We start from the raw sequence: 12,610 nt of genomic DNA, 5'->3' as shown, positions 1-12,610 counted from the left end.
GGCAAAATGATACGCATATTGTTTATTGACGACGAGCCCAGTAATCATCAATTGGTTGCAAAGGCACTTGAAACAATGGATTGTCAGATCAGCTATGCGGAGGATGGGACCAGCGGTATTTCACGTGCTCGTACCTTGAGGCCGGATGTGATCATTACCGATGTGATCATGCCGGATATCACTGGTTATGAAGTGACACATCAACTTCGGCGAGATCCGCAATTCAGTACCACGCCCATCATTGTACTTACTGCTCAATCCGGATTGCAGGATAAGCTGCGCGCATTCGAGGTGGGTGCGGATGATTATTTGAGCAAGCCCTTTGAACCGGCAGAACTGGTTGCCAGGATCACGTCATTAGTTCGCCGGGCTGAGATGGCGCAATCCGCTGCTCCCTCAAAAGATCCTGCACATATGGCGCAAGTCATTGCTGTCCATAGTTTACGAGGCGGAATAGGGTGTTCCACCCTTGCCGTTAACCTTGGGCTTTCCCTTGCCAATCTTTGGTCAAATACCATTCTGTTGGACCTGTCCATGTCTGCCGGGCAGGTAGCGTTGATGCTCAACCAGAACCTTCGCCGGACCTGGGCAGATATTGCCCGTTATAAGACCGGTGAACTGGATATGGAAATATTGCGCAGCATCGTCAGCACCAATGAGACTGGACTATCTTTTATTGCTGCGCCTACATTTCCTGGCGAGGCTGATTTTCTCAGCGGCGAAACACTCACTTGGACAATATCCATCCTCAAAGAACATTATCAATACATTGTCTTTGATCTTCCTCATGATTTCAGTGAACTCTCCTTAAGCGCACTGGATGCATCGGATCTATTGCTGCTTGTAGCGGCGCCGGATATGGCGTCGGTGAGAGCGAGTGCCGCTGCCATTGATACTTACAAAAAACTGGGCTATCCTAAGGAAAAGATCAGACCCGTCTTGAATGCGACCTTCCCGCGCTCAAGTCTTGCAAAGGAAAAGGTTGAAACAGCCCTGGGAATGAACTTTGCCGTATCCATTCCGTATATTGTCGATACCGTTTTGGAAGCAATTAACCTCGGACGCCCTCTGGTGTTGGACAAACCCAAAGAGAATATTTCAGCCTTGCTCGAAGATTTTGCTTTTCACCTTAGCAAGCCTGAACATAAAAAATCCAAGCCTGAAAATCCCACTGAGACCTGGAAACGGGTATATAAGCGATATCAAGATAGGAAAAAGTAAATTCAAAATCGAACGGGCTGGACATAAAAGTCCAGCCCGTTTTTTAGATATAAAAACTAACGAATTTTCCATTGTTATCATGCGCTAGGACAAAGTCATTGGTCTCATTGTTAAAGCAGAAGTGTATTTCACGATGTTAATTTAGGCATGCGCGGATGCTTTGTCAATAGTGGATTTCGGTTTCATATGTTGAGCGATAAAAAGAAATGCCAGCACCAAAATCGTCGTACCGAGACTCCACAAGTCTTTTTCGGTAAAGGCTTGTTGAACGAGCGCAAAGATCGAAACAAGATCTAGCAAGATTAGAAATACAAATGCGAGCAAAATACTGCGCTGTTTTTGGACGAGCGTACCCATGATCCAAACAATTGGGATGATGTACGGAAGCTGGTCGTACGCCCAAAGATAGATCGTACTCACAAACCCAACCGGGATGATGAGGTTCATCGCCTTCCATGCCGACCATTGGGCTTGATTCTTCCAAAGTAGCAGACTCGCCCCACCGAGCAGACTCACACTCAAAGCCCCGCCCAGCAAATTTGAGCATGGAGAAGCCCCATTACAGCCGAGATAAGCAAACGCCCAAACGTTGGAATGAACTCCGAGAGTCCGATCCATTACGGCGTTGCTTGCGCCGATAAATTTTTGAATCCAATGTGGGTCTTGAATCAAGCCGGTTATGAGAATGATGAGTCCGCCAATAAAGATGCCTTTAATAGCTTTCCAGTCACGCCGCGCCAGAAACCAGACGCCAGCAAGTAAAAGGATGGTGAAGCCCTGTGGCGGCTTAAGCATGGTAAAGGCGAGGACAATGCCAGCCCATAAGGATTTATCTTTTTCAAGCAAGAGAATGGCTGCCAACAAAATCATCACCGGCAGAATACTAATCGTCCCTGCATGCGTAGTGAGATAAAGCGGACTCCAAAACAGTAGGAAAAAAAATATTGGCAGGAGTAAGTTTTGCTGTGCCTTCTCCCGCCAGTGACTTAAAAGAAGATAGATCGTTAGTGCAACAAGCAAAAGTGAAATAACCTGCCAGATTGTATAGGCTGTCTTCATCGAAAAGAAGCCCAACGGAATACAGAACAAAGTCAACGGTAATGGATAAGGGAAGATACGGTTGGGGCGCCAGTCGATGCCGTTGGCATCGTGCCCGGCAAGGTATTGAGTTTCGTCGTACGGATTTTCACCGTCCAGAATCATGCGTCCTGCCAGCCAGAAAAAAGAGAAGTTCGAGTTGGGTACATCCAACTTCTGAACGAGCTGAACACGCGCAGAGATCATAACGCCAAGCATGACAAGGCTGATAAAAATACGGAGGGGTTTTGGAATGGAAAATTTCATGAGGTTGAAAAACCACCCGCGTGAGCAGGTGGCGTGTATTTTTTTACTTTAACAAGTCCTTCAACTTTGCAAAAGGTGAATCCGGTTCTTCCGGTCCGTGACCACAGTCTTTTTCGTTGAGATTTTGTCCGCATTCGAAGCATAGACCCTGACAATCTGGTTTGCAGATGGGGTTGATGGGGATTTCCAAGAGGGCAAACTCCCGCAAAAGTTCTTCCACATCGAGGTGGGCGTCATCGGGCAGGAGCAGACCTGATTCGGTGATGGAGCGTTGGTCGAAGGCGTAGAGTTCGGTAAATTCCCAATTGAGATTCAGGACAACATCGCTAAGACAGCGCGCACAGATAACGGTAGTCTCTGCCGAGAAATTCCCTTGGGCGATCAGTCCTTGCGGCGTTTTGCCAACATTGACATTGCCCTGGAGATTGCGTAGTTCGATCTCACCTTCGAGGGTTACTTTTTCAAGGTCGAAGGGGAAATCGTGGTTATAACCAACTTCTTCATGAATGATGAAGCCGACGTTGAAGCGAAAGGGTTTTCTTGGGTTAGGCATAATGGTAATGATAAAAGGTGAATGTAGAATGATAAATGAAAAATAAAGCCATCAGTGTTTAAATATTTTGGCTATATTTTTCTATCGACAATATATTTTGCCAGGTTTTCCAACGCATCGCGTTCGGGACAGGGTTCAAGGGTTTCGAGGCGGGCGAGGGCACGGTCTACATGCTGTTCGGCTTCGACCATGGCTTTTTTGGTGCAGCTGCTCGAACGGATCTTTTCTACAAGGCGGGTCATATTCTCATTGTTAGTCCAGCCGCCATTCGGGAGGGAGAGCACATCGAGGTCGTCGGGGTTGATCTCAGCAAAGTAAATGGCTGGCAGAGTTACCAGACCAATGAGCAGGTCTGAGCCGAGCGGTTTGCCGACGGCATTCTGGTCGCCGTTGAAGTCGAGGATGTCATCCACGATCTGGAATGCCATACCGATCTGATAGCCGAAGTCGCGCATGGCTTCGATGGTGTCCTCGCTGGCAGGGCTGACCATCGCCGCCGCGCGTGAGGTCATCTCGAATAGGGAGGCGGTTTTGGCGTATATACGTTTGTAATAATTATCGCGGCTGATGAGCCCGCGTGATGTGAACATTTGGGTCAGTTCACCGTTGACAATGGTCGCCAGCGTTTCGGAGAACAATTTCATCAAGGGCAGGTAATCTGTATCGGCAGCAAGTTTGGCGGCGCGCGCAAAAAGGAAGTCGCCGGTCAAGACGGTGGCAGGCGGAGACCAACGCGCGTTAAGGGTTGGCGTGCCTCGGCGCAATAGAGAACCGTCGATCAGGTCATCGTGAACCAATGTTGCGGTATGTAATAGTTCCACTGCCGCCCCAAGGTTAACGAGCTTCTCCAGCGGCGCTCCCAGCATGTTTCCAACCAGCAGGCTGAGGGTTGGGCGGACGCGTTTTCCTCCGGCTGCGAGCAAATGCTCCAGTGCAGCGCGCAGGTCGGGGTGATGCTCATCCGCCTGTTCGCGCATGCGTTCTTCAACAAGTTTGATCTCTTCTGTTACGGGTGAAAGAAAGGTTACCGTGCTCAAATTAGTCTCCCCATGTGAAGAGCCGCGCCGCATTGGCAGAGGTAATTTCGGCGATCTCCACAGGGCTTTTAGAATGGATTTCTGCTATTTTATCAGCAATGTGACGAACAAAGGCGGGTTCGTTCCTTTTGCCACGAACTGGAACTGGGGCAAGAAACGGCGAGTCAGTTTCGATAAGCAGCCGATGTAGCGGCAGATTCTTTATCATTTCGCGATGGGTTTCGTTTTTCGTGTAGGTAACGGGTCCTGTGACACCAAGGCAAAACCCAAGTTTGATGGCTTTGGCAGCAAGGTCTATATTCCCATTGAAGGAATGCAGGACGCCGGGAGCCAGCCCAAGCGGGTGATTGAGATATAGCCATTTATTGAACCAGTATTCCATCATCTCGAATAGATCATCGAAGACGGGACCTTCCGTGGCATCATTTAACTCTCGCAGGTGGATGACCAGCGGTTTGTTCAACGCATCCGCGATCTGGACTTGAGAGTTGAATACGGTTTTCTGATGCTTTTGCTTCTCTGATTCCTTGACCCAATAATAGTCCAAGCCGATCTCACCGATGGCAATGACCTTTTCATGTTCAGCGAGTTTGTAAAGCTCGTCAAAATTATCCTGAGAAAGAGTTTCTGCATCCGTCGGGTGAACACCAACCGCAGCATAGACCTGCGGATATTTTTCAGCGAGTTCGATGGCTTGTTTGCTGGTCTCAATGGTCGTGCCGGGGACGAGCATTTTAGTTACGCCTGCTTCGATGGCGCGTTGAATGACGGCTTCGCGGTCTTCATCGAATTTATGCCAGTAAAGATGGCAGTGTGTGTCGGTTAATTGCATGGTTTGGCGATTATATCAGCCGGATTTTCGAGACGATTATTAAATGGACGAATTTTACAGAGAAAGTGAGATATTCATGACATTTATCCATGCGTTGCTTTTGTTTTGTCATGTTGCCCTGGACCCTTTGCCCGATTTGACCAATGGGTCTAATCCTTGTATAGTTATAAACACCTCATGCTCAGGAAACCATAATGAAAAAAGTGATCCGTGTTCTATTTGTGTTCGTTCTATTGGCAGCTATAACTGCCAAACCTGTCCGGGCGGATGTTGCCCCGCCGGAAACTGTTCCTGGTTCCAATGTGAACCCAGAGTCAGAATCTACTCAGGTGCGCATGGTGGCAGAAACGGTCATATTGACGGTTTCTGAAGACCCAGCCAATGCCGATCATTCCACAGCAGAGACCCGTGCTGTCTTCACCATGCGCAACCTTGGCACAGAACCTGAAACGATGGATGTCCGTTTTCCACTTTCATTTTTCAATGGCAATTCAGATGGTTTTGGGAGATTCCCTGAAATCGAAGGTATTGATGTCAGGGTGGATGGGAAGCGTGTGGCAACCCGCAATGAAGTCCAGCCCTTTCTGGAAGGTGCTTTTTCCTTTCGGGAGCGTGAAGATATCCCATGGTCCATCTTTGAAGTGACCTTTCCACCCGATCAGGATGTTGTTATCGAAGTTGTGTATACCGTGCAAGGCTTTGGATACTATCCGTATGATGTTTTTAAATATGTACTTGAAACTGGTGCCGGATGGAACGGCACCATCGGCAGCGCCGAAATCGTTCTGCGCCTTCCGTATGAAGCAAGCGAACAAAACGTCTGGGTTGAAGATGTGATTGGTTACAGCCCGCCCACTCCTGGTGGTGTTTTCAGCGGCAATGAAGTTCGCTGGAAGTTTGAAGAATTGGAACCAACCTTCGAGAACAACCTGGAGTTCGTCATCGTGACTCCGTCTCTTTGGCAAAAAGTGCTCACCGAAGATGCGAATATTACCCGTAACCGCAACGATGGTGAAGCCTGGGGCAGGTTGGGTAAGGCTTATAAAGAGATCATCATGATGTCTCATGGAAATCTTCGCAGCGATCCTGTCGGTCAGGGTATGTTTGAATTAAGCCGCAGCGCCTACGAGACCTGCCTTGGCATTTTGCCCGAAGATCCGCTTTGGATGTATGGATATGCCGAGCTTTTGTGGTCGCATTATTATTTTGACATTTATGCACTTGGTAAACCCGATACACAAAATATTCTGCCAACCCTATTAATGCGGCTGCAAACCGCCCTCAGTATTGACCCAAACCTGCAACAGGCAAAGGATCTGCTGAATGAAATTTACTATGCCATGCCGGATGCCGTTTCAGTTGAAGGTGATACTTATGTTTATCTCGGCTTGACGGCTACGCCGGTTCCTCCCACGCCATGGAGTGCGGAAGCAACTCCTACCATTCCCTCCACCGTGGTTCTGCCAACTTCCACATTTACCATGGGTGTAAATACTCCAGAGCCCACGCCGGTTCCTTCAACCAACCCACTATGTGGAGGTGCTTTTCTTTTGCCTGCATTATTTGGATTAGTGATCATGAATAAAAAACGTAAATAAAAAAAGAGGAGACAGTCACTTTAAAGACTGTCTCCTCTTTTTATTAATTCACAATTTACTTAATCCCTGCCACTTTCAATCCATCCTGCAAAATCGCTTGCACCTTATCGGCATGGCGCGTCTCGCAGTACACACGCAAAATCGGCTCCGTACCCGAGAAGCGGATGAGCATCCAGCCGCCATCTTCCATTTTGAATTGGAAGCCGTCCACGGTGATGACTTCGGTTACTTTAAGTCCACCCAAGGTGGCTGGATAGTTATCACGGATGATCTTCTTGCGTGATTCATGGTCACCGCTGAAGGGACTATCCACACGGTCGTAGAAGTATTCGCCGCCCACTTTCGCGAACAGGTCTTTTAACAACTCAGTCGGTTTCTTGCCGGTTTTGACCATGAAATCGAGCATATACAAACCAGCCAAAATGCCATCACGTTCGGGTACATTCCCACGGAAGGCATAACCGCCAGATTCCTCGCCGCCGATGAGCGCGTTGGTCTCGGTCATCTTCGGGGCAACATACTTGAAGCCCACACCTGTCTCATGGACAGGCACGCCGTAAATCTCGCCGAGTTTGTTCAGCATACCGGTTGTTGAAAGCGTTTTTACAATGTCGCCGCGTTCGCCGCGTACTTCAAGCAGGTAATACGCAAGTAAAGCATATACGCGCAGTTGGTTGATGAATTCACCGTTCTCGTCACCGATACCGCAGCGATCCGCATCACCATCGGTGATGAGCAGCACATCGGCTTTGTTGGTCACAGTCGCTTTCAGCCCGACATCAATGTTCGGACGGATAGGTTCCGGGCGCTTCATTTCAGGGAAGGATGGATTGCGTTCGTTGTGGATTTCGATGATCTTGGTCTTGCCGCCGCCAAGCAGTCGGGTGAACCAACCTGCGCCATTACCCCACATCGCATCCACCACCACGGTCAGACCGGCGTCCTTGATGGGTTGCAAGTCAATGAGTCCGTCACGGGTGAGGTGCTCAATGTACGGAGTCGCTGCATCGAACTTGACGATCTCGCCAGCCGCTTCGGCTTCTTTGTAATTTTTGACTTTTACATCTTTGACATCATCGGGAATGCCAGCCTCGATCTGGGTCAAGCCTTCCGGGTCAATGGCACCGCCCGTCTCATTGCGGACTTTGAAGCCGTTGTCGGTGGGGGGGTTGTGACTGGCGGTAATGTTCACCGCGCCTGCGGCTTTTTTGTCCACCACCGCATAAGCAATGACCGGGGTGGGAGTTGCTTCCTGGGTAAGATAAACTTTCAAGCCATTGCCTGCCAGCACTTCGGCAACCGCCGCTGCGAAATTCTCCGAGTGGAAGCGTTTGTCATGCCCCACCACGACCCACTGTCCTTTTTTGCCTTGTGAGAGCATATAAGAAGCAAAGCCTTGTGCGCAACGACGCAGGTTTTCGAATGTGTAATCTTCTGCAATGACACCGCGCCAACCGTCTGTGCCGAACTTGATTTTTTGTACCATGAGTCTTCTCCTGGAATTTAATAACTTTCGGGATTATACCCGTCACGGACGTAAATATCACCAGCTTTTTTACTTTAACCCCAATAGCTTACTGGCAGAATTCAAGAAATTGAGCATGAAAGCTGTTCCGCTTTCGGGGGATGCCAACAGAATGCCCATCGTCACATTTACCAGAGCAAGAGCGCTCACAAGGCTTGATATGCCGCTGGTCATGAAGCGTTTCTCTTTCCATGCTTCATACTCCAACCCCAGCGAAACTGCGATCGCGATCAACGTGGAAGGCAGGAAATCCAGAGTGTAACGCAGGGTGATGAAGTAGAACGTGAAGATGAAAATTGCAGAAACCATCGCTGCGCCAGTGTACATGACAAGGACCTTGTTGTAGTGGGTGTTCTCTTTCATTCGAAACACCAAACGATAGAGCGGTAGAAATATGAGGACGATAAAGGGCGCAATATAAAGCAAGCCCGAGAGCCTGTCATTTGAAGCTGTGTATTCCACCATTGAAAGAAAAGGATACCGGCTTTGAAAATTGACCGGATGCAGAAAATAGACTCGCAGATTCTCGGCAATATATTGCAAGCCGAACGACCCTTTAAATTGGGTGTAGTCCACATTGGCGAGTTGGTAGCGAATGCCAAACTCAAAGATGGAACCGAAGCGAGCCCAGTTGTACCAGGCGAGGGCAGCGCCCCCTGCCAGAAGTGGAAGCACAGCCGCGATTAAAGGTTTGAGCCGGGCTTGCGTCGTGAAAAGCATTGGCAGGCACATTATAAGTGCGGCGATCGCTACGGCAGGCAGGATGGTCACTCTCGCGCCTATGGCAAATGCCCAATGCAGGGCAGCCAGCGCGAACTTCCATGGAATGGGAGAAGCGTCCATCAATGACATGGACGCCCAATAGCACCCTCCAATGAAAAAGAATTGACATGCAAAAATAGCGGCTTCGTACACTTCGCCCCTGCCCAACATGGTTGTCATGGGAACCGAAAAACCAAGCACCAAGAGAAGGATTGCCAACATCCAAACTGGTGCAGATTTCAACCGCTTCCACAGCGTGGTGACAGTTACTGCGGTGTAGAGGAATAACCCGAAAGCAAAGACCAAAGTCAGATGGAAGTCTTCGATATTCGCGAGGAAGTCATCGCTAAATGGCAAAAGGAGGAATGCTGGAGTGGGACCCCAGTAAATATAGAACCTGCCTTTGTACAAGGTCACATCCCACGGAAAATCTTCGATGTCCATCTGTTTGCGAAGGGCGGTGTCGTATGGATTTTCCATTGCCAGTAATGCAGGTGAAGGGGTTTCGGGTAAATATAAATTTCCGCTCCGAAAGCCTTTGGCAAGTTCGCTGTAATAGTTGTAGATCTTATCGGAGTCGCTTTTATCTCTCAATAACCAGTTATATCCAAAAGCAGTTAAGACAGCAATAAATGCAAACACGATACCTATTGCAACATCACGATTGGCAGAGTGAAGGAGGTCTCTGACCTTTATCTGTAATTTTTGCAGCTGAGCTCTAAATATTAACAGCATCAGACCAAACAAAAATATAACGAGACCCACTTTCAGGAGGAGGGTTCGCCCGCCGCCCCAACCGGTATCATTATCAATGCCCAATTGATTGGCGAAGATCGCCATCAGCGTGATCATGCCCCCAAAGATCAGGAATATATATTTCAAGGAATCTCTCAATGCGTTGGGTTAAGGTGTTGGTGTGGCAGAGTTGACCGGGGGAGGGAGAGGTGTTGGCGTAGAGCTTCCAACTGTTGCCGGTGTGGCGGTAGATGATTCGACTGGGGCAGGGGTTGGCGTTGATGTACCTGTTGCGGTTGCTGTGGCAGTGGAGGCAGGTGCATTGCCTGAGATCAGGATCTGCCATGCAATTTCCAGGTCGCCCGATGCAACCACAGGGAATTCCGGCAAATTGCTGAGAGCCAGGTCTAGCCGTTCGAGAGCTTTTGCCAGAACCACATCTTCTTTCTCTGTTTGCAGTTCAACGAGCAGATCACGCGCGGTTTCCACATCCGTTTTTGCGAGCCCAAAGTTGCTTTGTGCCAGATACAGCCGCGCACGGGCAAGGATATCGAGTGCGCGGGCAAACATCATTTCATGTTTCAGTTCGAGCAGAACCGCGTCGTTATTTTCCTGCATTTGGGTTTCAAGTGCGGCTTGCATCTCTTCCAACTTCGCGATCGACTCTGTATGTGCTTCGATCGAACCTTCAAGTGCGGTCACACGCGAGTTCATTTCGTCGAGCTGGGCTTGCAGTGTGGCGATCTCTGTTTCCATTTTTTCGATCTGCGCGGTATTCTTTTCCACCGGCGCAATGAACGTGTTTTGCATGTAGGGCAGTCCGTAATAGAACATGGCGCCGACTGCCGTGAATAAAATTGCCAGCATGATCAACCGCAGCAAGGCGATCATAAAGGCTTTGAATGCCCGCCCCAACCGCTTGAGGAGTGAGTCCTGCCCTTGATCTGCATCTTGTGCAGGCGGAGTCCTCTCTATCACTGCGGGCATCGCCTCCTGCTCCACCGGAACCATGGCGCTGCTTTCTGAGACGTTTTCCTGCGCCTTGGCAAAGGACTCCAATTTCGCGAGCAGAGATTTGCCCATACCTTTGACCTTCAAGCAATCTTCCGGCGCATCGAACGGACGCGCCGAAATGAGATTCCCTGCAAGTTGGCGGGTTACACCCGGAACTTGCGTCAGTGTGTTGAGGTCTGCAGTATTGAGAAATTCTAGAAAGCGGCTCATGGGATCTCCTGTGAGGTCATTGTACAACAAAAGGCATCGGTGAGATTCGGGTTCAAGGCTCAGGAAACAAGCCAGGGTGGGGAAAGAGACGGGCAAACCTGTTATTTGAACAGCCCGTTAAAGATCCATGTCAGACGTTGGACGAAGTCGGGGTTTAAGATGCGGAATGATTCAAGGTTGCCGGAATATGAAATGACCAGGCTGACAGTAATAGTATGGAGCAGGAACAAAGTCGCAATAATGATAAAAGCTTTTTTATTTTTGATGATTTCAAAACCGTGCCAGAAGCCGACGACGGTTAGCAACACAAGGCTGGGGAGGGCATCCAACAGATAGCGCATGGCAACGAAGAAAAATGCTTGCAGTGTGAAAAATACAGCGACAAAGGCAAGGGTGATGGATGCCGTGACCCAGCGTAACTCCTGCCGTGGTTTGATGAATGCCAGCAAGGCAAACAATATAAATGGACTACTGATAAATAACCCCGTAATGTTCTCGGTGAAGGTCAGGTACATTTTGGGTTTGTAATTTGTCAGCCATTCGGGACCTGCCCAGCGTGTGGGAAAGATGCGGGGAAAGACCTCGCGCTGTTCGAGCGGATTGAAAAGAGTCTTGTATAAATTCGGCGGGATGTACTCAACAGCGAAGGTTTGATCCATCTTTTCGTACAGGTTGTAGCTGGTGAGTTGATAGCTATAACCGAATTCTGTAAAAGAACCGAAGCGGGCGTAGTTGTACCCGGCATAGGCGGCGCCGCCCATTGCAATTGGGATTGCGAATGCCAGTAAAACAGGCAGCATGCGCTGGCGTTGAGTCTGAAATGCCCAGATCAGTATAACGATCGAAACCAGCCCGACCGCAGGCAGGATGGTCGTGCGTGAGCCGATCGAGAGAACGAAGAACGCCCCGGAAAGTGTCAGGCGTGGAAGGCTGGGTTGCGCAAAGGCGGGCAGTAGAAAATAAAAACCGCCCACCAGAAAAAATTGCGCGGCAATGATGGCGGCTTCATAGACGCGCCCTTCGACGAGCACATACGGCATTGGGTTGACCAGTCCGGCAAAGGCAACTGCTGCAAGCACTGCCCAATGAGGTATGTGTGGGAAGTGTCTTCGCCAAAGCTCGAGGATGGTCAGGTTAAGGAAGAGGAGTGTGCCGACTAGAAATAGCAGCCCAAGGAGTTTATCGCCGACATCCGGCTTATGGAAAAGTTTGACTACTGTTAGCACAAGCGCAGGGGTGGGTCCCCAATAGAGGTAGTATTTTCCGTTATAGAGTGTGGCATCCCATAGCACAGGAATACCGATGCGGTTTTCAGGTTCGTACAGGCTGGTGTCTGTGAATGCAAGCAAGGCGGGGTCAGGTTGAATGTCTAATTCCAACTGACCTTTGGCGAAGGCATTGGCTTGCAGGTCAAAGTAGTTGGTCTCGCTGGGCATGGACTTTAGCATTCCGGTGGTGGCGAACCACAGGTAGATGAATACCATGCCAGCATTCAGGATCATGAGGGCAACGTAGAAGCGCCCATCTGCCGAATGGAGGATTTTGCCGATGAAATTATCTTCGCGGTAGAAGAGGGTTGTCACCAGCAAGAACGCGCCAATGAGTAAGATCGCCGACCGACGTACCCCCCAGGAAGGGAAACTTTCCAACCCCAATTGATTTGCAAATATCATCAGAAGAACGGCGGCAGTGCCAACAAGCCCGCCTGTGATTCTCAGCCAGTGAGTACGCATAGGTTGATTTTATCATTCTCGAATGTGAGGCGCGGCGTCGCCTTTG

10 protein-coding genes are annotated in these 12,610 nt (G+C 49.5%); 2 read left to right on the top strand and 8 right to left on the bottom strand.

From position 1 onward, the window contains the following. The first annotated feature begins 6 nt into the window (after positions 1-6). Positions 7-1,221, top strand: a complete 1,215-nt coding sequence (locus tag IPG80_RS05555) for a response regulator (protein WP_345103579.1) — start codon at positions 7-9, stop codon at positions 1,219-1,221. Between the two features lie 141 nt (positions 1,222-1,362). Here IPG80_RS05555 and IPG80_RS05550 read toward each other — a convergent pair whose 3' ends face one another. The 4 genes from IPG80_RS05550 to IPG80_RS05535 all read right to left on the bottom strand — a co-directional run bounded on the left by IPG80_RS05550 (position 1,363) and on the right by IPG80_RS05535 (position 4,987). After that, positions 1,363-2,565 (bottom strand): glycosyltransferase family 87 protein, encoded by a 1,203-nt coding sequence (locus IPG80_RS05550; RefSeq protein ID WP_345103577.1) that lies wholly within the window; start codon positions 2,563-2,565, stop codon positions 1,363-1,365. A 43-nt stretch (positions 2,566-2,608) separates the two neighbouring features. After that, positions 2,609-3,118: a DUF177 domain-containing protein gene (locus IPG80_RS05545; RefSeq protein WP_345103574.1), complete on the bottom strand. Its 510-nt coding sequence runs from the start codon at positions 3,116-3,118 to the stop codon at positions 2,609-2,611. A gap of 71 nt (positions 3,119-3,189) precedes the next feature. Then, complete coding sequence (locus tag IPG80_RS05540) at positions 3,190-4,155, bottom strand: polyprenyl synthetase family protein (protein WP_345103571.1); 966 nt, start codon at positions 4,153-4,155, stop codon at positions 3,190-3,192. Position 4,156: 1 nt separating this feature from the next. After that, entirely contained in the window at positions 4,157-4,987 is an 831-nt protein-coding gene (locus tag IPG80_RS05535; protein WP_345103569.1) for a TatD family hydrolase, read from the bottom strand. A gap of 194 nt (positions 4,988-5,181) precedes the next feature. On the opposite strand from IPG80_RS05535, the gene IPG80_RS05530 reads away from it, so the two are divergent. After that, positions 5,182-6,585: a hypothetical protein gene (locus IPG80_RS05530; protein ID WP_345103566.1), complete on the top strand. Its 1,404-nt coding sequence runs from the start codon at positions 5,182-5,184 to the stop codon at positions 6,583-6,585. Positions 6,586-6,640: 55 nt separating this feature from the next. Here IPG80_RS05530 and IPG80_RS05525 read toward each other — a convergent pair whose 3' ends face one another. The 4 genes from IPG80_RS05525 to IPG80_RS05510 form a co-directional block, all read right to left on the bottom strand. Continuing rightward, positions 6,641-8,071, bottom strand: coding sequence for a phosphoglucomutase/phosphomannomutase family protein (locus IPG80_RS05525; RefSeq protein ID WP_345103564.1), 1,431 nt, complete (start codon positions 8,069-8,071; stop codon positions 6,641-6,643). A 69-nt stretch (positions 8,072-8,140) separates the two neighbouring features. After that, positions 8,141-9,754, bottom strand: coding sequence for a hypothetical protein (locus IPG80_RS05520; RefSeq protein ID WP_345103561.1), 1,614 nt, complete (start codon positions 9,752-9,754; stop codon positions 8,141-8,143). Positions 9,755-9,775: 21 nt separating this feature from the next. Then, the gene (locus tag IPG80_RS05515) at positions 9,776-10,831 is read right to left on the bottom strand and encodes a helix-hairpin-helix domain-containing protein (RefSeq protein ID WP_345103558.1); all 1,056 of its coding nucleotides are present in this window, start codon (positions 10,829-10,831) and stop codon (positions 9,776-9,778) included. 101 nt (positions 10,832-10,932) lie between these two features. Continuing rightward, positions 10,933-12,564 carry a hypothetical protein gene (locus IPG80_RS05510; RefSeq protein ID WP_345103555.1) on the bottom strand — a complete coding sequence of 544 codons (1,632 nt, stop codon included), beginning with the start codon at positions 12,562-12,564 and terminating at the stop codon, positions 10,933-10,935. Positions 12,565-12,610 lie beyond the last annotated feature (46 nt).

This window comes from Candidatus Villigracilis vicinus, assembly GCF_016702885.1.
GTDB classification, from domain to species: Bacteria; Chloroflexota; Anaerolineae; order Anaerolineales; family Villigracilaceae; genus Villigracilis; species Villigracilis vicinus.
Note: the sequence above shows the minus strand (reverse complement) of the source record. Positions and strands in the feature narration are given on the sequence as shown.